18 protein-coding genes are annotated in these 23,683 nt (G+C 63.4%); 11 read left to right on the top strand and 7 right to left on the bottom strand.

The features are described 5' to 3' along the window. Window positions 1-9: 9 nt before the first annotated feature. From hflC to HWY05_RS23575, 6 genes are all read left to right on the top strand, one after another. Window positions 10-912, top strand: coding sequence for a protease modulator HflC (gene hflC / locus HWY05_RS23550; protein ID WP_176059807.1), 903 nt, complete (start codon window positions 10-12; stop codon window positions 910-912). Window positions 913-956: 44 nt separating this feature from the next. Next, window positions 957-1,148, top strand: coding sequence for a DUF2065 domain-containing protein (locus HWY05_RS23555; RefSeq protein ID WP_035546416.1), 192 nt, complete (start codon window positions 957-959; stop codon window positions 1,146-1,148). Window positions 1,149-1,393: 245 nt separating this feature from the next. After that, entirely contained in the window at window positions 1,394-2,545 is a 1,152-nt protein-coding gene (locus tag HWY05_RS23560) for an ATP phosphoribosyltransferase regulatory subunit (protein WP_035546414.1), read from the top strand. 225 nt (window positions 2,546-2,770) lie between these two features. Further along, window positions 2,771-4,117, top strand: coding sequence for an adenylosuccinate synthase (locus tag HWY05_RS23565; protein ID WP_176059808.1), 1,347 nt, complete (start codon window positions 2,771-2,773; stop codon window positions 4,115-4,117). A gap of 3 nt (window positions 4,118-4,120) precedes the next feature. Then, a complete protein-coding gene (locus HWY05_RS23570) occupies window positions 4,121-4,711 on the top strand; it encodes a phosphoribosyltransferase (RefSeq protein ID WP_035546411.1) in 591 nt (196 codons plus the stop codon). Between the two features lie 330 nt (window positions 4,712-5,041). Further along, entirely contained in the window at window positions 5,042-6,928 is a 1,887-nt protein-coding gene (locus HWY05_RS23575; protein ID WP_035549123.1) for a potassium transporter Kup, read from the top strand. Between the two features lie 92 nt (window positions 6,929-7,020). Here HWY05_RS23575 and HWY05_RS23580 read toward each other — a convergent pair whose 3' ends face one another. Next, entirely contained in the window at window positions 7,021-9,369 is a 2,349-nt protein-coding gene (locus tag HWY05_RS23580) for a Tex family protein (RefSeq protein ID WP_176059809.1), read from the bottom strand. A gap of 387 nt (window positions 9,370-9,756) precedes the next feature. Here HWY05_RS23580 and HWY05_RS23585 point away from each other — a divergent pair, with 387 nt between their 5' ends. The 3 genes from HWY05_RS23585 to HWY05_RS23595 all read left to right on the top strand — a co-directional run bounded on the left by HWY05_RS23585 (window position 9,757) and on the right by HWY05_RS23595 (window position 13,412). After that, window positions 9,757-10,689 (top strand): hypothetical protein, encoded by a 933-nt coding sequence (locus tag HWY05_RS23585; protein ID WP_035549122.1) that lies wholly within the window; start codon window positions 9,757-9,759, stop codon window positions 10,687-10,689. A 173-nt stretch (window positions 10,690-10,862) separates the two neighbouring features. Further along, a complete protein-coding gene (locus tag HWY05_RS23590) occupies window positions 10,863-11,081 on the top strand; it encodes a DUF465 domain-containing protein (protein WP_035546409.1) in 219 nt (72 codons plus the stop codon). Window positions 11,082-11,147: 66 nt separating this feature from the next. Beyond that, entirely contained in the window at window positions 11,148-13,412 is a 2,265-nt protein-coding gene (locus tag HWY05_RS23595) for an ATP-dependent DNA helicase (RefSeq protein WP_176059810.1), read from the top strand. A gap of 159 nt (window positions 13,413-13,571) precedes the next feature. Here the strand turns inward: HWY05_RS23595 and HWY05_RS38390 are convergent, their stop codons facing one another. Both HWY05_RS38390 and HWY05_RS23600 read right to left on the bottom strand, forming a co-directional pair. Continuing rightward, complete coding sequence (locus HWY05_RS38390; RefSeq protein WP_081935648.1) at window positions 13,572-13,847, bottom strand: hypothetical protein; 276 nt, start codon at window positions 13,845-13,847, stop codon at window positions 13,572-13,574. A gap of 245 nt (window positions 13,848-14,092) precedes the next feature. Beyond that, a complete protein-coding gene (locus HWY05_RS23600; RefSeq protein ID WP_176059811.1) occupies window positions 14,093-15,334 on the bottom strand; it encodes a cupin domain-containing protein in 1,242 nt (413 codons plus the stop codon). 32 nt (window positions 15,335-15,366) lie between these two features. Between HWY05_RS23600 and HWY05_RS23605 the strand changes: the two genes are divergently transcribed. After that, window positions 15,367-15,906 (top strand): peptidylprolyl isomerase, encoded by a 540-nt coding sequence (locus HWY05_RS23605; RefSeq protein ID WP_035546403.1) that lies wholly within the window; start codon window positions 15,367-15,369, stop codon window positions 15,904-15,906. Here HWY05_RS23605 and HWY05_RS23610 read toward each other — a convergent pair. Then, a complete protein-coding gene (locus HWY05_RS23610) occupies window positions 15,886-17,256 on the bottom strand; it encodes a hypothetical protein (RefSeq protein ID WP_176059812.1) in 1,371 nt (456 codons plus the stop codon). The genes HWY05_RS23605 and HWY05_RS23610 overlap by 21 nt on opposite strands. Next, window positions 17,243-19,930, bottom strand: a complete 2,688-nt coding sequence (mutS, locus tag HWY05_RS23615) for a DNA mismatch repair protein MutS (RefSeq protein ID WP_176059813.1) — start codon at window positions 19,928-19,930, stop codon at window positions 17,243-17,245. Before mutS ends, HWY05_RS23610 begins: the two co-directional genes overlap by 14 nt. Before the next feature lie 341 nt (window positions 19,931-20,271). Between mutS and HWY05_RS23620 the strand changes: the two genes are divergently transcribed. Further along, the gene (locus HWY05_RS23620) at window positions 20,272-21,096 is read left to right on the top strand and encodes a Sir2 family NAD-dependent protein deacetylase (RefSeq protein WP_176059814.1); all 825 of its coding nucleotides are present in this window, start codon (window positions 20,272-20,274) and stop codon (window positions 21,094-21,096) included. A gap of 20 nt (window positions 21,097-21,116) precedes the next feature. On the opposite strand, the gene lplT is transcribed toward HWY05_RS23620, so the two are convergent. Then, window positions 21,117-22,415: a lysophospholipid transporter LplT gene (lplT, locus tag HWY05_RS23625; protein WP_176059815.1), complete on the bottom strand. Its 1,299-nt coding sequence runs from the start codon at window positions 22,413-22,415 to the stop codon at window positions 21,117-21,119. 307 nt (window positions 22,416-22,722) lie between these two features. After that, complete coding sequence (locus HWY05_RS23630) at window positions 22,723-23,526, bottom strand: inositol monophosphatase family protein (protein WP_035546319.1); 804 nt, start codon at window positions 23,524-23,526, stop codon at window positions 22,723-22,725. Window positions 23,527-23,683 lie beyond the last annotated feature (157 nt).

The following is a 23,683-nucleotide window of genomic DNA, read 5'->3' on the forward strand; positions in this document are numbered from 1 at the left end:
GCGCACAACATGAACAAGATCATTGCGCTCGTCGTGGCTGTCGTCATCGTGCTGTTCGCGGCGTCGTCAACGGTATTCGTTGTCGATCAGCGGCATATGGCGGTGTTGTCGTCGCATGGCGACTCGGCACCGACGCTGCTCGGCCCGGGCCTGCACGTCAAACTGCCGCCGCCACTGCAAACCGTCACGCTGGTGGATAACCGCATCCAGTCGCTCGACGCGCCGGACGAAGACCGTTACGTCACGTCCGACAAAACCGATCTGCTGGCCAATCCGGTCGTCAAATATCGTGTCACCGATCCGCTGAAGCTGATCGCCGAAACCAGGGGCGACGTGCAAAGCCTGCCGGACCGTCTGGCGCTGCTGTCGCGCAGCGCGCTCGGCGACGCGTTCGGCAAGGTCACGCTGTCCGACGCGCTGGCCAAACAGCAAGCCGTCGCCGACGAAGCACGTGGCGCGATGGACAAGGCCGCGGCTTCGCTGGGTGTGTCGGTCGTCGACGTGCAACTGACGCGCGTCGATTTTCCGGCAACCATGGCCGACTCGGTCTACAAGCGGATGATCGCCGCCCGCGAGCAGATCGCGGCCGACGAGCGCGCCAAGGGCGCTGCCGAAGCCGACCAGATCAAGGCGGAAGCGGTGGGCCAGCAGCAGGCGATTCTCGCGGACGGTTACCGTCAGGCGCAGACCATCAAGGGCGAGGGCGATGCGAAGGCCGCGGAGATCGCTGCCGAAGCGTATGGCGCCGACCCGCAGTTCTACCAGTTCTATCAAAGCATGCAGGCGTACAAGAACACCTTCAAACCGGGCGATGTGATCGTGGTCGACCCGAGCAGCGAGTTCTTCCGCTTCATGCGTAGCCCGACCGGCGGCACTGCCCCGGACGCTCCCGCGGTCCCGCGCAAACACTGATAACCGGAAGGCCGCGGCATCCGCATCGCGGCCTCTTGATTCGCATGGATATAGCCGGCTCGTTACTGCTCGCGATTGCGTTGATGCTGATTATCGAGGGGATGTTTCCCTTCGTTTTTCCGAGCGCCTGGCGCGACACGTTCCGTAAAATAGCGGAACGCCCGCCGCATCAGATTCGCGTCGGCGGGCTGATCGTGATGGCGCTTGGGCTGATCCTGCTGTTTATCGTGACCTGAAGCGGTCCGTCCGGCGAAGCAGGCGCAGAAGGTTTAGGCGCGCTGTGCGCTCGCCGTGTCGTGACCGCGTCCTTGCTTCGCGGACACCGGCCTGCCGACTCGATCAGTCGGTACGCTGGCCGAAAATGCCTGTCGCGGGCTGCACCCACGCCTGCGATAGCCGCCAGAATCGAGCCGCCGCCCGCCATTCACATTCACTTACCGGCGCACCCAGTCGCCGTGTTCAACGTCGTAGGACTGTATCGATGTCGACCTGGTTACTTCCCGAGAATATTGCCGACGTCCTGCCGTCGGAAGCCCGCAAGATCGAAGAACTGCGGCGCCATCTGCTGGACCGTTTCCGCTCGTACGGCTACGAGATGGTCATGCCGCCGCTGCTCGAATACATCGAGTCGCTGCTGACCGGCGGTGGGCACGATCTGAATCTGCGCACCTTCAAGCTGGTCGATCAGTTGTCCGGGCGCACGCTCGGTCTGCGCGCCGACATCACGCCGCAGGTTGCGCGTATCGACGCGCACTTGCTGAACCGTCAGGGCGTGACGCGTCTTTGCTATGCGGGCAACGTCGCGCATACGCGGCCGCGCGGCCTGCATGCCACGCGTGAGCAGATCCAGATCGGCGCGGAAATCTACGGTCACGCCGGCCTCGAAGCCGACCTCGAAATCCAGCAACTGATGCTCGACGCGCTGCGTCTGGCCGGCCTCGCGAAAGTGCGGCTCGACCTGTGCCACGCCGGCGTGCTGGCCGCGCTGATCGAAGCGGAACCGGCCGCCGCGGAGTTGGGCCAGTCGCTCTACGACGCGCTGGCCGGCAAGGACGTGCCGCGGCTCGTCGAACTGACCGCGAATCTCACGCCGGTCACGCGCGACGCGTTGCGCGCGCTGCCCGCGCTGTACGGCGACGCGTCGGTACTCGCGGAAGCGCGTGCCCGTTTGCCGAACGCGCCGGCCATTTCGCGCGCGCTCGACGACCTCGCGTTCCTCGCGAGCCAGGTGGATGGCGCCGAAGTGATGATCGATCTGGCGGATCTGCGCGGCTATGCGTATCACAGCGGCGTGATGTTCTCCGCGTACGTGGACGGTGTGCCGAACGCGGTGGCGCGCGGCGGCCGTTATGACCACGTCGGGCAGGCCTATGGTCGTGCGCGCGCGGCAACCGGTTTTTCGCTCGATCTGCGCGAAGTGGCGCGGATCTCGCCGGTCGAAGCACGCAGCAGCGCGATCCTCGCGCCGTGGCAGCACGACGACGCGCTGCGCGTCAGCGTCGCCGCATTGCGCGATGCCGGCGAAGTCGTGATCCAGGCGCTGCCGGGTCATGAACACGATCTCGATGAATTCGCTTTCGATCGCGTGTTGGTCGAGCACAACGGCGCATGGGTCGTCGAACCGCGCGCGTGAGCGCGTTGCGGCGCGCTCACGCGCGCTTCGTCGGACCCGCCTGAGGTCTCACCTCAGCGCAACTCAGAAGGCGTCCAAAGTGTCGCCGGACTCCCGGCGCGGTCATCCGCCGCGCTGTTTTTGATATACCCACCATAACGTGCATACCGTTGAGCGGAAACGGAAAAATTCGGAAGGTTCCGCGAACATAGGTAGAATACGTTTTTAACCAGCTTACGAAACAACATGTCTGCCAGCGCAGTGAATGTGAACCCCGGGCGTAACGTCGTCGTCGTGGGGACCCAATGGGGTGATGAAGGCAAGGGCAAGATCGTCGACTGGTTGACGGACCACGCTCAAGGCGTCGTTCGCTTCCAGGGCGGTCACAATGCCGGTCACACGCTTATCATCGGCGGCAAGAAAACGATCTTGCGTCTGATTCCGTCGGGCATCATGCATCCCGGTGTCGCGTGCTACATCGGCAATGGCGTCGTGTTGTCGCCGGAAGCTCTGTTCAAGGAAATCGGCGAGCTCGAAGCCGCCGGGGTCGATGTTCAGAATCGCCTCTTCATTTCCGAAGCCACCACCCTGATCCTGCCGTATCACATTGCCATCGACCAGGGCCGCGAAGCGCGCCGTGGCGCGAGCAAGATCGGCACCACCGGCCGCGGCATCGGCCCGGCTTACGAAGACAAGGTGGCGCGTCGCGGCTTGCGCGTGCAGGACCTGTTCGAGCCGGAAATCTTCGCCGAACGTCTGCGTGAAAACCTCGACTATCACAACTTCGTGTTGACGCAATACCTGGGCGTCGCGGCTGTCGACTTCCAGCAAACGCTCGACACGATGCTGAGCTATGCCGACCGTCTGAAGCCGATGGTCACCGACGTGTCGCGCCGTCTGTACGACGCGAACGCCGCCGGCAGCAATCTGCTGTTTGAAGGCGCGCAAGGCACGCTGCTCGACATCGACCACGGCACGTATCCGTACGTCACGTCGAGCAACTGCGTGGCGGGCGCCGCCACCGCGGGCGCCGGCGTCGGTCCGCAAAAGCTGAACTACATTCTCGGCATCACCAAGGCGTATTGCACGCGCGTCGGTTCGGGCCCGTTCCCGAGCGAACTGTACGACGCCGACAACGCCGCCCGTCAGGAAGCGATCGGCCTCGAACTGGCCACGGTCGGCAAGGAATTCGGCTCGGTCACCGGCCGTCCGCGCCGCACCGGCTGGCTCGACGCCGCCGCGCTGCGCCGCTCGATCCAGATCAACGGTGTGTCGGGTCTGTGCATGACCAAGCTCGACGTGCTCGACGGTCTCGCCGAAGTGAAGCTGTGCGTCGGCTACACGGTCGACGGTCAGTCGGTCGACCTGCTGCCGCGCGGTGCGTCGGAAGTCGCGCGTTGCGAGCCGGTGTACGAAACCTTCGCGGGCTGGAAGGAAAGCACGGTTGGCATCAAGGAATGGGACAAGCTGCCGGCGAAGGCGCGCGCATATCTGTCGCGTGTGCAGGAAGTCGCGGGTATTCCGATCGACATGGTGTCGACCGGTCCGGATCGCGACGAGACCATTCTGTTGCGTCATCCGTTCAAGGTTTAAGCGATGGTTCAAGGTGTACCCATGATTGCGATGAAAGACCCGCGCAACGACGACAAGAACCTGTGGGTCGGCTGGGACGAATATCACCGGCTGATCGAACTGCTGGCGCTGCAGGTGCATGAGTCGGGCTGGAAGTTCGACAAGATCCTGTGCCTCGCGCGCGGCGGTTTGCGCGTGGGCGACCAACTCTCGCGCATCTACGATCTGCCGCTGGCAATTCTCGCCACGAGTTCGTATCGAGAAGCGGCCGGCACGGAGCAGGGCGATCTCGACATCGCGCAATACATCACCATGACGCGCGGCGAGTTGCACGGCAACGTGCTGCTGGTTGACGACCTGGTCGATTCGGGCGTGACGCTGGCGCGGGTTCAGCAGCATCTGAAGGAACGCTATCCGGCGATCACCGCGGTGCGTTCGGCGGTGCTCTGGTACAAAGGCTGCTCGAAAGTGAAGCCCGACTACAGCGTGCAGTATCTGCCTACCAATCCGTGGATTCATCAGCCGTTCGAGGAATGGGACACGGTGCGTCCGCATAACCTCGGCGCGTGGATCAAGCGCGGTATGGCGCAAGCGCAGGAGTCGTCGGGGCAGTGATGCCCGCTTCGGCGCCCGAACTGTCGCTTCGGAGCCAGCGCGTTGTGCTGGCTTTGGCCCGGTTTTATCCCGTGTAGTAACGCAAAACGGAGTCCCAACGGACTCCGTTTTTTTATTTGCGCGTCCCGAACGCACCGTCGACACCACGTCCGGCAAAGCGCGAACTCGCGCTTCAAACGAAACACCTTGCACGGCAGACGCGCCCATACCGCAGTGCTACACTGCGCGGACCAGCCACGTGGTGTATCCACAACAAGCCGGGCGGCGCCATGCCGGCAGTTTAGAATGGCGGTCGTTTTTTCCGCTCAGGGAACGGATTTCCTCGCGTTTATGACAGATAACAATCACGTGCACAAACAGCCTCTGCCGTCCCTCGCCATTGCCGCGATCGGGGTGGTGTTCGGTGATATCGGCACGAGCCCGTTGTACTCGCTGAAAGAGGCTTTCAGCCCCTCGCATGGCATTCCGCTAACCGACCAATCCATCCTCGGTGTGATCTCGCTGCTGTTCTGGGCGATCGTGATCGTGGTCGGCATCAAGTACGTGTTGTTCGTGATGCGCGCGGACAATAACGGCGAAGGCGGCGTGCTCGCGCTGATGGCGCTGGCGCTACGCTCCATCGACCAGAAGTCGAAAATGGCCGGCGTGCTGATGATGCTCGGCATCTTCGGCGCCTGCATGTTTTATGGCGATGCGGTGATCACACCGGCCATCTCGGTGATCTCGGCCGTCGAAGGTCTGGAGATCGCCGCGCCCAATCTGTCGCATCTGGTGCTGCCGCTCACCATGGTGATTCTCGTGCTGCTGTTCTGGATTCAGCGGCACGGCACGGCCACCGTCGGTCGCCTGTTCGGGCCGATCATGGTGCTGTGGTTCGTGGTGATCGCCGCACTCGGCCTGTGGCACATCGTTCAGGCGCCGAACGTGATTCGCGCGCTCAACCCGTACTACGCGTACACCTTCATGGCCGCGCACGTGCTGCAGGCCTATGTGGTGCTCGGCTCGGTCGTACTGGTGCTGACCGGTGCCGAGGCGCTGTACGCCGACATGGGCCACTTCGGTGCGAAGCCGATCCGGATGGCGTGGTACGTGCTGGTGATGCCGTCGCTGGTGCTGAACTACTTCGGCCAGGGCGCGCTGCTGATGCACGACCCGAAAGCGATCGAAAATCCCTTCTTCCTGCTCGCGCCGGACTGGGCGCTGTTGCCGCTCGTCGTGCTGTCGACGGTGGCGACCGTGATCGCTTCGCAGGCCGTGATTTCGGGCGCGTATTCGCTGACGAGCCAGGCGATCCAGCTCGGCTATGTACCGCGCATGAAGATCCTGCACACGTCAGACCTGGCGATCGGCCAGATCTATGTGCCGGTGGTGAACTGGATGCTGCTGTTCATCATTCTGTGCATCGTGATCGCCTTCAAGAGTTCGGACAATCTCGCCGCCGCGTACGGTATTGCGGTGACGGCCACGATGGTGATCACCACGATCCTCGCCTGCGTCGTGATGGTGAAGGTGTGGAACTGGAACAAGCTGCTGGTGGCGCTGATCATCGGCGTGTTCATGGCGGTCGATCTGGGCTTTTTCGGCGCCAATCTGCTGAAGGTCGCGGAGGGCGGCTGGTTGCCGCTCGGCATCGGCGCGCTGCTGTTCTTCCTGCTGATGACCTGGTTCAAGGGCAGGATGATCGTCAAGGAGCGCACGGCCGCCGACGGTATTCCGCTGATGCCGTTCCTGCAGGGGCTGCTCGCGCATCCGCCGCATCGCGTGTCGGGTACGGCGATCTATCTGACCGGCAGCGATTCGCTGGTGCCGGTGAGCTTGCTGCACAATCTGAAGCACAACAAGGTGCTGCATGAACGCACCATCTTCCTGACCTTCGTGACGCGCGACATTCCGTACGTGAATGAATCGGAACGTGTGACGGTGAAGGATATCGACGGTGGTCTGTATCTCGTCAAGGCGGTCTACGGGTTCAATGAAACGCCGGACGTGAAGGCGGTGCTGCAAGAGGTCGGCCGCACGAATGACATGACGTTCGAGTTGATGGACACGTCGTTTTTCCTCGCGCGCGAGACGGTGGTGCCGACGCAATTGCCGGGCATGTCGGTGTGGCGCGAACGGGTCTTCGCGTGGATGCATCAGAACGCCGCGAAGCCGACGGACTTCTTCAGCATTCCGGCCAACCGGGTGGTGGAGTTGGGGACGAAGATCGAGATTTGACAACGCCGTGTGCGTTGTCGGGCGCTTCGCTTGAGCGGAGCCGGAGCGCCTCGAAAAACAAAAAGCCCACGCATTGCGTGGGCTTTTTGCATTTACTTCTGTTTCAGCTTCGCGAACGCCGCCGCCATTGCGCCGCCGGCTTCCGGTTCACGCGAGCGCTGTTGCTGCGCGCCGCGTCCACCGCCGCCCGAGCGCGGCGCGCCGCCACGATCCTGCTGCGCGCCGCCACCGCTGCGGACCGCGGCCGCACCGAACTCATCGTCCAGTCGCATGGTCAGCGCGATACGCTGACGCTTCACGTCGACTTCCAGCACCTTCACCTTGACGATCTGGCCGGCCTTGACGACTTCATGCGGGTCCTTGATGAACTTCGTCGACAGCGCCGACACGTGCACCAGACCGTCCTGATGCACGCCGATGTCGATGAACGCACCGAATGCCGCCACGTTCGTCACGACGCCTTCGAGCACCATGCCCGGCGTCAGATCGCTGACCTTCTCGACGCCTTCGCGGAAGGTCGCGGTCTTGAACTCCGGACGCGGATCGCGGCCCGGCTTTTCAAGCTCAAGCAGAATGTCGCGCACGGTCGGCAAGCCGAAACGTTCGTCGACGAATTCCGCCGGCGACAGGCCGCGCAACGCGTCGCGATTGCCCAGCACTTCACCGACATGCTTGCTGATCTTCGCCAGCATCCGTTCGACGACCGGATACGCTTCCGGGTGAACCGACGAGCGGTCGAGCGGATTGTCGCCGTTGTTGATACGCAGGAAGCCGGCGGCCTGCTCGAACGTCTTGTCGCCCAGACGCGGCACCTTGCGCAGATGTTCGCGCGACGGGAACGGACCGTTTGCATCGCGATAGTCGACGATATTGCGCGCCAGCGTCGCGTTCAATCCCGACACGCGCGCGAGCAGCGCGACCGACGCGGTATTCGCGTCGACGCCGACCGCGTTCACACAGTCTTCGACGACCGCGTCCAGCGAGCGCGCCAGCTCGCGCTGATTCACGTCGTGCTGATACTGGCCGACGCCGATCGCCTTCGGCTCGATCTTCACGAGTTCCGCGAGCGGGTCCTGCAGACGGCGCGCGATCGACACCGCGCCGCGCAGCGTCACGTCCATGTCCGGGAATTCCTTTGCCGCGATCTCGGACGCCGAGTACACCGATGCACCGGCTTCCGACACGACGATTTTCTGCAGCTTGAATTCCGGATGCCGCGCGATCAGTTCGCTCGCGAGCTTGTCCGTTTCACGCGACGCCGTGCCGTTGCCGATACTGATCAGCTCGGCCTGCGTCTGCGCGCAGAGGCGCGCGAGTTTGGCGATCGAGCCGTCCCAGTCGCGGCGCGGCTCGTGCGGATAGATCACGTCGGTCGCGAGCACCTTGCCGGTCCGATCGACCACGGCCACCTTCACGCCGGTGCGCATGCCCGGATCGAGACCGATCACGGCCTTCGGGCCCGCGGGCGCGGCCAGCAGCAGATCCTTCAGATTGCGCGCGAACACGCGGATTGCTTCGTGCTCGGCTTCGTCGCGCAGGTTGGTGAGCAGTTCGTTTTCGATGTGCGGCTGCACCTTCACGCGCCAGCACCAGCGGCACACGTCGGAGAGCCATTTGTCGGCCGGCCGGTTCTGGTTGGCTATGCCGAAGTGACGCGCGATCAGCGCTTCGCCCGGATGCGGCACCAGCGCGTCGAGTTCTTCGCCGAGACCGAGCTTGACCATCAGCACGCCCGCATTGCGGCCGCGGAACAGCGCCAGCGCGCGATGCGACGGCACGGTCCGGATGGTTTCCGCGTAGTCGTAGTAATCGCGGAATTTTTCTTCTTCCGCGTTTTCTTTACCCTCGACCACTTTCGACGACAGCACGCCCTGGTTGAACAGGTAATCGCGCAGCTTGCCGAGCAGATCGGCGGTTTCGCCGAACTGTTCCGACAGAATGTCGCGCGCGCCGTCGAGCGCGCCCTTCACGTCGGCGACGCCTTTCTCGGCGTCCACGTAGGCGGCGGCTTCGGTTTGCGGGTCGAGCAGGGGATTGGCCAGCAGCGCGTCCGCGAGCGGCTGCAAGCCGGCTTCGCGGGCGATCTGCGCGCGCGTGCGGCGCTTCGGCTTGTACGGGAGATACAGGTCTTCCAGCACCTGCTTGCTGTCCGCGCCTTCGATCGCGCCGCGCAGCTCGTCGGTGAGCTTGCCCTGTTCGTCGATGCTGGCGATGATCGCCGCGCGCCGGTCTTCCAGCTCGCGCAGATACAGCAGGCGTTCCTCGAGATTACGCAGTTGCGTGTCGTCGAGATTGTCGGTCACTTCCTTACGGTAGCGGGCGATGAACGGAACAGTCGCTCCTTCGTCGAGAAGTTGCACCGCGGCCGCGACCTGGCGCGGCTGGACGGACAGTTCGGCGGCGATGCGCTGTACGATCTTGAGTGCTACGTTTTCCGTCATAAGGTCTTGGTGTTCCTGCGGACTCAGTCTAAGGCCGCGCGCTGATGACCCGTTGGGGCACGGAGTGAGCCTCCTCGGGCACATGCTGCACGGTGTGGGTCACGCCGTGCAGCATGCCGTGAAGCACGCCGGGCGTGCGCGCTGCGACCAGGTTGCTAGAGCGGGGCATTTTGCCATAAATGCCAAAGGGCTCAACCGCAGGGTGATAGAATTTCGGGCATGTTCCGTTGACCTCCTACGACGTTGCCGATCTCCTTGTCCCTCAACTGCCTGGGCTCCCGCTTGGTCTCTCGCTTGCCACAATCGCCGCTGTTTTCGCGTTCGCCGCTCGTGTCGCTCACGCGGGTAACGCGCTCCGTGTTCAAGTCCGTGCCCGTTCCCAACGGAGTGTTCGCCGCGTCGTGCGCAGCGGGCGTGCTGGCCGTTGCGCTGGGGCTGTCCGCGCCGGCCATGGCGCAGACCGCTGGGCAGGCTTCGGCGCCCATGATGGGCAGCAGCGCCACGGCGGCTGGGTCGGCCGCGTCGGATGCTCGGGCGGTGGATGCAAGCGGCGGCATGAACACCGGCAACTCAGACAGCACCGCCAGCATCGCGGCGCAAGACAATGCGTTCGACGCGCGCCAGAAGGTGCTGGATCAGCGCAGCGACGAAAACAACTACCGCTACGGAGTCGCCGAACACGACTGCTATAGCAAGTTCTTCGTCAACTATTGCCTGAACAAGGCGCGCGACAGCATGCGCGTCGTGCAGGCCGACATCCGCAAGGAACAGTTGGCGCTCGACGGCGAGCAGCGCGCACAGCGCGCCCGCGAGCGTGACGAGCAGGCCGCGATCAAACGCGCGCAAGACGAAGCGAGCGCCCCGCAGCGCGCCGCCGACGACGCCCGCAACACCCAGGCCTACCAGGACAAGCAGCGTCAGCATCAACTCGATCAGGCGCAGCGCACCGCCGAGGCGCCGCAGCGCAGCGCCAATGCGCAGGCGTATCAGGACAAGCAGCGCCAGCACGCGCTGGATCAGGCGCAGCGCGGGGTGAGTCCGTCGCAGGCAGCCGCCAATCAGCAGGCGTACGATCAGAAGCAGGGCGACTTCCAGCGCAAGCTCGACGAAGCCCATCAGCAGGGCGCGCAAAAGGCGCAGGAGCGCGTCGAGAAACAGCAGAGCTTCGAGAAGAAACAGACTGACGCGGCGCAGCACAAAGCCGACGTCGAGTCGCGTCAGAAGCAGGCGGCCGAGAAAGCCGAGCAGAAACGTCAGGATCAGTTGAAACAGCAGCAGGAACTCGAACAACAGCAGAAACTGCAACAGGAGCAACAGTAAGTGTGCTGTCGTTGAGCACCGTGTTTGCTTGCTGTAATGCCTCGGGCCGGTTCGCAGTCGCAATAGCTGACCGGAGCCGGCGTCGCAGTCGCCGTAACGCGTTTTAAGCCGGACAGCAACCTCAGGCATCGAGCCGCACACGCGGTTCGTGCCGTCGACGAGAGGAGGCGAGCATGCGCGATCAACATCACGTCATCGACGCGAACACACTTCGCGACCGTATTCTGCAACTGGAATCGGAGCACAGTGGGCTCGATCGTTTGATCGACCGAATGTCGGATGAGCCCGGCATCGACGACTTCGAGTTGCAGCGCCTGAAAAAGCGCAAACTCAAAGTCAAGGACACCATCATCTTGCTGCAATTGCAGCTCGAACCCGACACACGCGCCTGAGTTCGCGGCCTGGCAAGAAGCGCCGGGCGCGCGCCGCGCGAGCCGGACTTTGCAGGAACGCTTGCCTTGAATTCATCGCTTGAACCTTCACCCCGCGCCGCCTCGGGCGACGCCGCATCGGCAACCGGTACGCCGGCGCCGCGCGCGGCCGCGTCCGCACTGAGCGCGTCATTGAATCCGCGCCGGGCCGCCGAGCTGGACGAGATCTTCGCCGAAAACGGTTTACTGGCGAGGCAGATCGACGGCTATCGGTCGCGCGCGTCGCAGATCGAGATGTCGCGCGCGGTTGCCGCGGCGATGGAAGCCTCAGGCCGAGCCATGCCCGAACCCGCGATGTTCGAGGCGCAGAAGCGTCCGGCGCGGCGGCTCGGTGCGCCGTCAGGCACCGAGGCGGCAGCTGTCGAAAGCGACGAAGCGAGCAGCCTCGACGGCAGCGAAAACACGCTGATCGTCGAAGCGGGCACCGGCACCGGCAAGACCTACGCGTACCTCGTGCCGGCCATGTTGTGGGGCGGCAAGGTGATCGTCTCCACCGGTACCAAGCACTTGCAGGACCAGCTCTTTCAGCGCGACATTCCGACCGTGCGCGACGCGCTCGCGGTGCCGGTGTCGGTCGCCATGCTCAAGGGGCGCGCGAACTACCTGTGCCACTACTATCTGCAGCGTACGGCGGACAACGGCCGTCTGCCGTCGCGTCAGGAAACCTCATATCTGCAGGACATCGTGCGCTTCGCGAAGATCACGCGCACCGGCGACAAGGCCGAACTCGCGAGCGTGCCGGAAACGGCGGCGGTGTGGTCGATGGTGACGTCGACGCGCGAAAACTGTCTCGGCCAGGAGTGCCCGCACTACAAGGATTGCTTCGTCATGCAGGCGCGCCGTGAGGCGCAGCAGGCGGATATCGTGGTGGTGAATCACCATCTGTTTTTCGCCGACATCATGTTGCGCGATACCGGCATGGCCGAGTTGCTGCCCACTGCCAATACGGTCATTTTCGACGAAGCGCATCAGTTGCCGGAAACCGCCACGCTGTTTTTCGGCGAAACGCTGTCCACCACGCAGTTTCTCGAACTGGCCCGCGATTCTGTCGCGGAAGGCCTGGGTCATGCGCGCGAAACCATCGACTGGGTGAAGCTCGGCTCGACGCTCGAACGCGCGGCGCGCGACGTGCGGCTCGCGTTCAAGGAAGACTCGGTGCGTTTGTCGATCGGGCAGTTGCCCGACGACCATCCGCTGTTTGCCGCGCTCGAAACGCTCGAAACCGAACTCGATGCATTGACCTCGGCGCTCGCGAGCCAGGCCGAGCGCGCCGAATCGATCGGCGCGTGTCTGCGCCGCGCACGCGAGCTGCAAGGCGTGCTCGCCGGCTGGACCACGCCGCCCACCGAAACCGAACGCGCAGCGGCTGACAACGCGGCTCAAGGCGCTTCGGCCGACGGCAAAAGCGAACGCGCCGATCCGAATGAAAAGGTGCGCTGGATCGAAGTCTTCTCGCATACCGTGCAGTTGCACGAAACGCCGCTGTCGGTCGCGCCGATCTTCGCAAAGCAGCGCGCCGGCGTGCCGCGTGCATGGATCTTCACGTCGGCCACGTTGTCGGTGCGCGGCGACTTCACGCACTATGCCGCGCAGATGGGGCTGAACGCCAGGCGCTCGATGACGCTGCCCAGTCCCTTCGACTATCCGACGCAAGGGCTGCTGTACGTGCCGCGCAATCTGCCGCAGCCGTCCTCGCCGATGTTCACCGACGCCGTGTTCGACGCCGCGTTGCCCGCGATCGAAGCGTCGGGCGGCGGCGTCTTCATGTTGTGCACGACGCTGCGCGCGGTGGACCGCATCTCGACCAGATTGCGCGACACGATCGAATCGCGCGGCTGGGACTATCCGCTGCTCGTGCAGGGCGATGCGAGCCGCACCGAATTGCTCGACCGTTTCCGCTCGTACGGCAATGCGATTCTGGTGGGCAGTCAGAGTTTCTGGGAAGGTGTCGACGTGCGCGGCGACGCGCTGTCGCTGGTGGTGATCGACAAGCTGCCGTTCGCGCCGCCCGACGACCCGGTGTTGTCCGCGCGTCTCGACGCGTTGACGAAGAAAGGCTTGAGCCCGTTCGCCGTGCATCAATTGCCGCAAGCCGTGATCACGCTGAAGCAGGGCGCAGGCCGTCTGATTCGCGCTGAGACCGATCGCGGCGTGCTGATGATCTGCGACACGCGTCTCGTCGACAAACCGTATGGGCGCCGTATATGGCAGAGCCTGCCGCCATTCAAGCGCACCCGTGAGATCGAGGTCGTACGGGAGTTTTTCGAAGAGAGCGCGACACCGGCTGAATAGTTGATGCCGGTCGGTATTAAGTCGGCGCTGTTGTAAAAAACGGCGCCCAAATGACAAAACGCCACGGATGTGAATCCGTGGCGTTTTGCTTTACTGCCCGGGAAATCGAGGGGATTTCCCGATGCAGTATTCGCCCAGAGGCGAACCCTATGCGACAGCTTACTGGCTTGCGCCCGAAGCCGGAGCAGCAGCCGAAGCAGCAGCGTCCGAAGCAGCAGCGGTTGCGTCCGAAGCAGCCGTCGTAGCCGAAGCAGCAGCGTCGCTCGCAGCAGCAGCAGCACCCGAAGCAGCCATCGCCGAATCCGAAGCTGCAGCAGCCGGTGCCGAAGCAGCAGCTGCGTCGCTAGCCGGGGCAGCGGCTTGATCGTTGCTCTTGTTGCATGCAGCCAGTGCCACAGCTGCCAACAGGGATGCTACGAGGAGGGATTTCTTCATGATCACGTCCTTTTATGGATTAAAGGTAAGCAACAGCGCAAAATAAAACCGGTAATGTGCTCCAACACCGACCTGGGCCGTTGGTGGAGAAGCTCTTTGAACGAGCTGGAATCTTCCCTACGGCTTGGGCGGAAATTATATGCACTTTCGTACTGACAATCCATAAATCCGGGGTCAATACGTTGTCTTTCTCATACAAAATTTGAAAGTACGGTATAGCAGGTGAGCAAGAGTTGCGCAAACAGTTACGCGAGCTCGCCCACTTCTATCCAGCCCGCACAATACCACTCGTGTAGCAATGCTGTCACCGACGAATCGTGTGAGAGTGTTACAAAGCGTTTCGCACTCATACACCGGTGGTCAGCGAGGTCAATCAACCACTTTTTTGCGCCATCAAATAACGTTTCTTCTCCATTTACGAAGAAAAAACGGCGGTTGTACAACAAATTAGTCTTGCGGTTCAGCCGAATGCCTGACTTTGATGCGCGACTGATAAAACGGTCTTCATTAAGCGGCCTTTGCGGCGGATCAAACACGACACTCGGCTTCGGTTCGCTGAGGTATGTGCCAAGGAACGACGCAATATCCTGCTCTTTCCATTTGATACCCGCAAGGATCGATCCAACCCTTTCGACCAGCGCCGCGGGCAATTCGGCCGGACGCTCGACAGCGGGTTGCTGCGGATCGCGGTACAACGCGACCGGGCTGCCTGCGGACTCGCCGCGCTCGGCCAGATGATAGAGGAACTGCGCGGTCAACTCGCTCGCCGAGGGCGCGCGGAAACCGATCGAGCAGGTCATGCATTCGCCTTCGGCAATGCCGTCATGGGCGATGTGCGGCGGCAGGTAAAGCATGTCGCCTGGCTCGAGCACCCATTCCTCTTCGGCCTGGAAATTCTGTAAAACTTTCAAAGGCAGACCGTCTCGCAGTGTCAGATCTTTCTGCGCACTGATACGCCAGCGGCGCTTACCTTTTACTTGCAAAAGAAACACATCGTAGGAATCGAAGTGCGGGCCGACACCGCCGCCGTCACTTGCGTACGAGATCATCAGGTCGTCGAGCCGCGCGTCCGGCACGAAGCGGAAGCGGTCGAGCAACGCGCGGGCACGGTCGTCGTAAAGATCGACGCCTTGCACGAGTAACGTCCATGCGCGCTGCTTCACCGACGGCAGTTCGTCCGGCGCAAACGGGCCGTGCTCGAGTTGCCACTTGTTGCGAAAATGGGTGATCAGACGGGCTTCGACTTCGTCCTGATCGGCCAGCTCGAAAAATTCGTCGCGCGAGAGCGGCGCCTCGACGTTCGGGATCGCCTGACGGATCAGCAGCGGCTTTTTTTGCCAGTAGCGGCGCATGAATTGCGACGGCGTCAGATTGCCGAGCAACGGTGTCGGCGTATCGGACGAAGGCGGCAGAACCGGCTTCGCCGCCGATGAAGAATTTCGTGCCGAAGCTATGTCGGCCGGGTGGTCAGTGGGCCGCTTGGGCATCGTATAATGTGAGTTGTATTCTGGAGAATCGAATGAAAATCGCAAAGAACACCGTCGTGTCGGTCGCTTACAAGCTGTCGGATGCGCAGGGCAATCTGATTGAAGAAAGCGACGAGCCGATGGTCTATCTGCACGGCGGCTATGATGGCACGTTCCCCAAGATCGAGGAAGAGCTCGACGGCCACGAGGCCGGCTTCGAGGCCCAGATCCAGCTTGAGCCGGCCGACGCGTTCGGTGAGTACGACCCCGACCTCGTGAAGATCGAGCCGCGCGATCGTTTTCCTGAACCGCTCGAAGTCGGCATGCAATTCGAAGGCACGCCGGAAGAGGGCGACGAAGATCTCGATTCGCTCGTCTACGTCGTGACGGACGTCGCGGAAGACAAAGTCGTGCTCGACGGCAACCATCCGCTCGCCGGCATGGCGCTGCGTTTCGCGCTGACGGTCAAAGACGTGCGTCCCGCGACTGAAGACGAAATCCAGCACGAACACGCGCATGGCGCCGACGGCCTCGAAGTCCTCGACGAAGACGACGAAGCCGACGACGACAAGTCAGGGCCCACGCTGCACTGAGCTGGCGGGCACGCCGCCGTTCGAGTTCGAACCTGACGCGGCGCCCGGCATGTGCGGCAAGGTAGCGGAGGCGGGCGGGACCGAAGTCGCAGGCCCGTAACCGCCGCCGCCCTGATCGGCCGGAATTTGCGGCTGCTGATCCAGTTGCGACTCTCCGGGCGTCGGCAACAGCGGTGGCAATTCCGAAGCCGGACCGAGCGCCGGCACAGCCGGCATCGACGCGGCCGGTTCTTCATGCGGCAGCAACGGCGGTGGCACGGGCAAGGGTATTTGCTTCGGCACGTCGCGCACACTCACGCGGAACGGCGGTTTCCTGCCGAGATCTGCTTCAATCCGAATCCATTGGTTAAGACGATCATGCGGCGCCAGCGCGATCCGCGTGAGATTCGTCACCAGTGCGCCCTTGTCATTGCGTAACGGCTGATCGATCAGGAAGCCGCCGCTCGCGCGTTCGTCGTCGCAATGAATCACCAGCACGGGTCCGCGGAAAGTCTGCGCGAGTTTGACCAGGCTGCGCTTGAACTCCAGAAACCCATCGCGGCGCGTGCTGCGTGCAAAACGCAGCCAGGCGAAGCGGTCCGGCCGTTCATAACGCTCCGGGTCGGGGTCGCCTTGAATGAACACGACGATTGCGCGCGCGTCGCGGCGTTTCGCATATTCGCCTGCGTGCTCGAGCCAGAATGCATTGGCAATCGCCCGGTCTTCAAATTCACCGTTGCGGCCGCCCGCGGTCAGGTAGTGATTGTTCGGACTCGGCGCGTTCAGACCGATAAACACCGCATCGCCCACTTGCCAGCGCACGTTTTCGCGAAACGGACGAAAGCGCGAGACTTCGCTTTCGCGCGTCAGCGTGATGGGGTTCTGGCCCATCGACGTCGAATCGGCGAACAGGGTCTGGCGCAACTGGTCGAGGCGTTCGGTCGGATCGAAGCCGCCGGCCTCGGCCGTGCCGCAATCGGCCCAGTCATGCTGGCCAGGAATAAAGAACAGAGCGGGCCGCGACGTTTCGAGCAACGTGTGACGGCGCTCGTAAAGCGCGTCGCGGCAAGCTTCTTTCGCACCCTTCAGATTGCCGTCGTACACGATGAACGCGATGTCGCGTTCCCGGCCGATGGCGTCGATCAGGCGCTGCGTGGCGGCTTCGTCGGCGGTGTTTTGCAACGTGTTGGCGATGACCGCGAACGCGTAGCGCTGCGCTTCGGCGTGCGCCGGCTGGGCAAACAGGAGCAGACCACCCGTGAGCAGACCCACGAGCGGCACGAAGCCGCCCGCGAGCAGAAGGGCGACGGTCAGCGCCGCGCGAAACGTGCGCGGACGCTGCCGGGGTCTGGGAGCGTCAATGATCCGCATCTGGCGCGGTAGCCAGCTCGTGCAGTTCGTACAGCAGGTCGAGCGCTTCACGCGGGCGCAAGTCGTTCGGGTCGATTGCGCGCAGGCGTTCGGCGAGCGCCTGCATGGCCGGCGGCAGCGTGGCGGGTCGCGGCTCGTCGTAGCGTTCGTCGTCCGTGTCTTCGACCAGCATTGGCAGCGGGGCGGCGAACAGATCGAGTTGCGGTGCGGGCTGCGCCGCCGATTGCTGTTCGAGATGCGCGAGATGCTTGCGAGCCGCGCGAATCACCGCGTTGGGTACACCCGCCAGTTGCGCGACCTGCAGGCCGTAGCTCTGATTCGCCGGACCTTCGCTGACCGCGTGCAGGAACACAATGCCGTGCCCATGCTCGACCGCCGACAGATGCACATTGGCCGCTTGCGGAAACTCGGCCGGCAACTGCGTGAGTTCGAAATAGTGCGTGGCGAACAGCGTATGGCAACCGTTATGCGACAGCAGATGGCGCGCGATCGCCCAGGCCAGCGCGAGCCCGTCGAAGGTCGAGGTGCCGCGGCCGATTTCATCCATCAGCACGAGACTTTGCGGCGTCGCGTCGTTCAGGATCGCGGCGGCTTCGGTCATTTCCACCATGAAGGTCGAGCGGCCGCCGGCCAGGTCGTCCGCCGCGCCGATCCGCGTGAAGATGCGGTCGATCGGTCCGAACACCGCGCGCCTCGCCGGCACGTAGCTGCCCACATACGCCAGCAGCGCGATCAGCGCGGTCTGCCGCATGAAGGTCGATTTACCGCCCATGTTCGGGCCGGTGATCAGCAGCAGTTTGCGCTCGGGTGTCAGCGTGCAGTCGTTGGCGATGAACTGTTCGACCTGAGCCTCGACCACCGGGTGACGCCCCTGTTCGATTTCGATGCCCGTATCAGGCGAGAACGTGGGCGCGACCCAGTCGAGCGCGCGGGCGCGTTCGGCGAACGCCGCCAGCAGATCGAGTTCGGCGAGCGCCGAAGCGACCCGCTGGCAATCGGGGATGAAGGGTAGCAGCGCCTGCAGCAACGCGTCGTACAGCGAGCGTTCGCGCGCCAGCGCGCGTTCCTGCGCCGACAGCGCTTTGTCCTCGAAAGTCTTCAGCTCCGGCGTGATGTAGCGCTCGGCATTCTTCAGCGTCTGACGGCGGCGATAGTCGTCGGGCACTTTGTCGGTCTGGCCGCGCGTGACTTCGATATAGAAGCCGTGCACCTTGTTGTATTCGACGCGCAGATTGCCGATCCCCGTGCGTGCGCGTTCGCGTGTTTCGAGGTCGATCAGGAACTGCCCGCAGTTCTCCGAAATATCGCGCAATTCGTCGAGGTCCGCGTCGTAACCGCGTGCGATCACGCCGCCGTCGCGCACCATTGCCGACGGCTCCTGCGCGACCGCGCGCTTGAGCAGTTCGACGCAGTCTTGCGGCGGCACGAGCGATGCGTCGATACGCGCGAGCGAATCCGCGTTTGACGACACCGCCGCGAGTTGCGTGCGCAGTTCGGGCAACGCGATGAACGTATCGCGCAAGCTCGACAGATCGCGAGGCCGCGCGGACAGCAGCGCGAGACGCCCGGTGATCCGTTCGATATCCGAGATTTGCCGGAGCGCGCCGCGCAGCGTTTCGACGCTTGAGCCGGGTGGCGCATCGAGCAGTGCGCCGATGGCTTGCTGCCGTGCCTGAGCCACCGTGGCTTCGCGCGGCGGGTGATGCAGCCAGTGACGCAGTAGCCGGCTGCCCATGGTCGTGCAGCAGGTGTCGAGCAGCGAGCACAGCGTGGGCGACTCGGTGCCGCGCAGCGTTTCGGTGAGTTCGAGGTTGCGGCGCGTGGCCGGGTCGAGGCCGATATATTCGGACTCGTATTCCACCTTCAGGCTGCGCACGTGGCGCAATTGCTGGCCTTGCGTGGCCGCCGCGTACAGCAGCAATGCGCCGGCCGCGCCACAGGCGGCCGTCAGCGAATGGGCGCCGAAGCCGTCGAGGCCCGCCACTTCCAGTTGATCGCAAAGACGCTGCGTGCCCGACGCGATATCGAAGTGCCACACCGGCACGCGGGTGAGGGCGCCGGCATTGACGGGCGGGGTCCAGCTCGCGGCGTCCGCGGTGGAATCGGCCACCAGAATTTCCGCGGGACGAATGCGTTCGAGCGCGGCCGCCACCTGGTCGGGTGCGACTTCCGCGAGGCGCAACGCGCCGCTCGCCAGATTCAGCCAGGCCAGACCCACGCTGGTCGCGACGCCGCGGCGGTTGTGCGCGACGCACAGTGCCATCAGGTAGACGTCGCTCTTGTCGGACAGCAGCGCGGCGTCCGTGAGGGTGCCCGGCGTGACCACGCGCACCACTTTACGTTCGACGGGGCCTTTCGACGTTGCCGGGTCGCCGATCTGTTCGCAGATCGCGACGGATTCGCCGAGCTTCACCAGCTTGGCCAGATACTGTTCGACCGCGTGATACGGCACGCCGGCCATCTTGATCGGATTGCCGCCCGACGCGCCGCGCTGCGTGAGCGTCAGATCGAGCAGACGGGCGGCCTTGATGGCGTCGTCGAAAAAGAGTTCGTAGAAGTCGCCCATCCGGTAGAACACCAGCGTGCCCGGATGATCCGCTTTGATGCGCAGGTATTGCTGCATCATCGGCGTATGTTGTGCGACCTCGCCGGCCGCTGCGCTTTGAATACCCATCCGTGGTGTCTTTTTGCGTTAGCTGTTCAGGGCGTGAGTTTAACCCGCCGATGGGGCGAATGGACCCTGGCCGGATGGCCAATCCGCGCGGTCGATCGCGCGCGGCAGCCTGGCACGACGTATGGGTGACTCGCGCCGGCTCAACGAGTCCCGCTTCACCCGCGCGTCGCGTCAGCATAAGACTGCATACGACCGCATTCAAGCCATTCCCGGGCACGATGAATTTGACGCCCTTGCTCAATAAATCGCTGCATCGGATCATGCTCACTGTCGGAGCGCACCGCTCAGGTTAAGCTCCGCTCATCGCTAGAACGTGCTCCGATTCCAGAAAAAACCGATCCATGACCGAAGTCGAGAAATTAAAGCGAGCAGTTTCGTGGCTCCGTGACGCAGATGGTTTGCTCATCACCGCAGGGGCGGGCATGGGCATCGACTCGGGTCTGCCGGATTTTCGCGGCGCGGAAGGGTTCTGGCGGTCTTATCCTGCGTTGCGCAAGCATCAACTGACGTTCCAGGACATGGCGAATCCACGCACGCTCGTCAAGGCACCGAATTTATCCTGGGGCTTTTATGGCCACCGGCTCCACCTCTACCGGCGAACCGTGCCTCACCACGGTTTTCAGATACTTCGCCGTTGGGCCGACAATATGCCGGAACACGCCACTGTTTTCACCAGTAATGTCGACGGTCAGTTTCAGAAAGCCGGATTCTCCGCCGATGTCATAGCGGAATGCCACGGCTCCATCCACATGATGCAATGCTCGGAAGTCTGCACCGACGCCATCTGGTCAGCGGCGGCGTTCGAGCCGGTTGTGGACGAAGCCGAGTGCCGCTTACTCAACGAACTTCCAGCCTGTCCGCATTGCGGCGCCGTTGCGCGACCGAACATCCTGATGTTCGGCGACTTCGACTGGATTGCGCTGCGTACCGAGGCGCAAGAGGCGCGACTGAACGGCTGGCTTGCGTCCGTCGAACGGCCTGTCGTTGTGGAGATCGGCGCGGGCAAGACCATCCCGACTGTTCGGAATTTCAGTGAGCGGGTTGGCGGCCGCGTCATCCGCATCAATCCCAAAGATCCGGGCATCGCGCCGCATCGCGGAATCGGTTTTGCGAGCGGGGCGCTTCACACGCTCTCGCTGCTGGACGAGGCCTTAAACGGCGTTTAACCCGCGCCCATGCGCCGCCCTCACTCCTCCACCATCGCCCGCATATCCACCTTGCGCTCGTTCACCGCGCTACGCCGTTTCGCGAGCCACATCATGAACGTGATGAAGCTGCCGAACACGACGATGATCCACTGCGCCGGCAGCTTCGCGGTCAGCAGCAACGCGTAGACCCCAAGCATCAGCAGCACGGCCAGATTCTGATTGAAGTTCTGCACCGCGATCGAATGCCCCGCGGACAGCAACGTCGCGCCGCGATGCTGCAGAATCGCGTTCATCGGCACGATGAAAAAGCCCGACAACGCGCCGAGCAGGATCATCAGCGGATAGGCGAACAGAATGTAAAACGGCAGCACGTACGTGCCGATCCGAATGCCCGAGCCCGCCGGGAACAGATCCTTGTTGTAGAACGCCACCGCGATCGCCACCGCGCCGGTGAGAATCCCCACCGGCAGCACCCGCAGCGATTTGCGCAATGGAATCAGCGCCGCCGCGGCCGCCGCGCCGACCGCGATGCCGAGTCCCGTGACGCCTTGCATCACCGCCGCTTTCGACAGCGTCAGCCCAAGATTCACGTTGGCCCATTTGAGCACCAGCAATTGCAGCGTCACCGCGCCGCCCCACATCAAGGTGGTGACCCACAGCGCGATCTGCGCGAGCTTGTCGGCCCACAGCACGTTGAAGCAGTGATAGAAATCGCCGACCAGCTTCTTCGGCTCGGTGAGGCGGTTCGGATAACGCGCGCCGGTGTCGGGAATGAAAATGTTGATCGCGGCGGCGATCGCGTAGGTGACCATGGTCGCGAACATCGCCAGATCGGCGGACGAGCGGATCAGCGGCCAATGCGCATGCGCGACGAATTTATCGGCGACCGTGCTGATCAGCGCACCGCCGACCATCGTGCCGACAATGGTCGACAGCACCGTCGCCGATTCGAGCCACGCGTTCGCCTTGACGAGTTTGTCGGCGGGCAGCAGCTCGGTGAGGATGCCGTATTTGGCGGGCGAATACGCGGCCGCGCCGAAGCCGACCACGCCGTAGGCGATCATCGGATGCACGCCCGCAATCATCATCAGGCAGCCGCTTGCCTTCAACGCGTTGGAGACGAACATCACGTGCCGCTTCTGCATGGCGTCGGCGAAGGCGCCGACGAACGGCGCGAGCAACACGTAGGAGACGGTGAAGAAAATCTGCAGCAGCGGGGTGACCCAGGCGGCCGAGCGAATCACGGAGAGCAGCGCGATGGCGGCGATCAGCAGGGCATTGTCCGCGAGCGACGAAATGAACTGCGCCGCGATGATTGTGTAGAAGCCTTTTTTCATGAAGCGGATCGGAAGCGGTGCATCAGGTTTGACGCACGGCAGGGCGCAGCGAAAGACGCGCAAAACGCAACCGGCGATCGAGCGGGCCGGCGCGGCATCCCGCTTTGTAGCACGAACGCCTGCGCGATGCAGGCGAGCCAAACGAAAAAGCGGCCGAAGCCGCTTTTCGTGTTTCTTTGGGTGTGGCCTGAGCCGACACTTGAGACCGTTCGGTCGCGCAATGACGCGGACCTGACTCGTGAATCTGGCACGTGAATCTGACGGTCCCGGCTTCAGCCTTTCCACCAGAATCGCAGCCGTGTCCCGCTTAACCCGCTTGCTGACGGGTACGGCTGTAGCGCGACAGGATCGGGATCATCTGCGCGTAGATCTTCGGGTTGCCCGCGACGATTTCACCGATGTGCAGGAAGTCCGAGTCGCCCGTGTAGTTACCCACCAGGCCGCCCGATTCCGTGATCAGCAGGCTGCCCGCGGCGACGTCCCACGGATTCAGGCCTTGCTCGAAGAAACCGTCCATGCGGCCGGCGGCGACGTTGGCCAGATCGAGCGCGGCCGCGCCCGGACGGCGCAGGCCCGCGCAGGCTTCGGTCATTTCAGCGAACTGGCGGCCGTAGGCGGCGAGGCCGTCGGTTTCGCGGAACGGGAAGCCCGTGCCGATCAGGCCGTCGGCCAGACGGTCGCGCTTGGCGACGCGGATGCGGCGGTCGTTCAGGAACGCGCCACGGCCGCGCGAAGCGGTGAACAGGTCGTTGCGGGTCGGATCGTAGACCACGGCCTGCGTCACGACGCCCTTGTGAGCGAGCGCGATCGACACGCAGTAGTACGGGAAGCCGTGAATGAAGTTGGTGGTGCCGTCGAGCGGATCGATGATCCACTGGAATTCGGATTCGTTATCCGACTTGCCGGATTCTTCGGCGAGGATCGCGTGATCGGGGTAGGCGGTCTTCAGCGTGTCGATGATCGCCGCTTCAGACGCTTTGTCGACCTCCGTGACGAAATCGTTGTGCTGTTTCTTGCTGACCTGGATCAGGTCGAGGTCGAGCGACGCGCGGTTGATGATCTGGGCTGCGCGGCGCGCGGCCTTCACAGCAATGTTGAGCATGGGATGCATGAGACTGGATCCTTGTGCCGGGGCAGCACGGCTGCTGGCCGGTAAATAAGCGCTAAACCTGCGCTGACAGGGCGCCTGCGAGGCGCGAAAACAGCACGGAACGCTCGCCCGGTACAGGACCGGTGCGCATTCCGCCGACGGAGACGAATTGGATAAG

Source organism: Paraburkholderia sp. BCC1876 (genome assembly GCF_902833695.1).
Classification (GTDB): domain Bacteria; phylum Pseudomonadota; class Gammaproteobacteria; order Burkholderiales; family Burkholderiaceae; genus Paraburkholderia.

Excerpts from the sequence above, each read along its gene's own strand:
- hflC (WP_176059807.1), top strand. The coding sequence starts at position 10 with ATGAACAAGATCATTGCGCTCGTCGTGGCTGTCGTCATCGTGCTGTTC.
- HWY05_RS23555 (WP_035546416.1), top strand. The coding sequence starts at position 957 with ATGGATATAGCCGGCTCGTTACTGCTCGCGATTGCGTTGATGCTGATT.
- HWY05_RS23560 (WP_035546414.1), top strand. The coding sequence starts at position 1,394 with ATGTCGACCTGGTTACTTCCCGAGAATATTGCCGACGTCCTGCCGTCG.
- HWY05_RS23565 (WP_176059808.1), top strand. The coding sequence starts at position 2,771 with ATGTCTGCCAGCGCAGTGAATGTGAACCCCGGGCGTAACGTCGTCGTC.
- HWY05_RS23570 (WP_035546411.1), top strand. The coding sequence starts at position 4,121 with ATGGTTCAAGGTGTACCCATGATTGCGATGAAAGACCCGCGCAACGAC.
- HWY05_RS23575 (WP_035549123.1), top strand. The coding sequence starts at position 5,042 with ATGACAGATAACAATCACGTGCACAAACAGCCTCTGCCGTCCCTCGCC.
- HWY05_RS23580 (WP_176059809.1), bottom strand. The coding sequence starts at position 9,369 with ATGACGGAAAACGTAGCACTCAAGATCGTACAGCGCATCGCCGCCGAA.
- HWY05_RS23590 (WP_035546409.1), top strand. The coding sequence starts at position 10,863 with ATGCGCGATCAACATCACGTCATCGACGCGAACACACTTCGCGACCGT.
- HWY05_RS38390 (WP_081935648.1), bottom strand. The coding sequence starts at position 13,847 with ATGAAGAAATCCCTCCTCGTAGCATCCCTGTTGGCAGCTGTGGCACTG.
- HWY05_RS23600 (WP_176059811.1), bottom strand. The coding sequence starts at position 15,334 with ATGCCCAAGCGGCCCACTGACCACCCGGCCGACATAGCTTCGGCACGA.
- HWY05_RS23605 (WP_035546403.1), top strand. The coding sequence starts at position 15,367 with ATGAAAATCGCAAAGAACACCGTCGTGTCGGTCGCTTACAAGCTGTCG.
- HWY05_RS23610 (WP_176059812.1), bottom strand. The coding sequence starts at position 17,256 with ATGCGGATCATTGACGCTCCCAGACCCCGGCAGCGTCCGCGCACGTTT.
- mutS (WP_176059813.1), bottom strand. The coding sequence starts at position 19,930 with ATGGGTATTCAAAGCGCAGCGGCCGGCGAGGTCGCACAACATACGCCG.
- HWY05_RS23620 (WP_176059814.1), top strand. The coding sequence starts at position 20,272 with ATGACCGAAGTCGAGAAATTAAAGCGAGCAGTTTCGTGGCTCCGTGAC.
- lplT (WP_176059815.1), bottom strand. The coding sequence starts at position 22,415 with ATGAAAAAAGGCTTCTACACAATCATCGCGGCGCAGTTCATTTCGTCG.
- HWY05_RS23630 (WP_035546319.1), bottom strand. The coding sequence starts at position 23,526 with ATGCATCCCATGCTCAACATTGCTGTGAAGGCCGCGCGCCGCGCAGCC.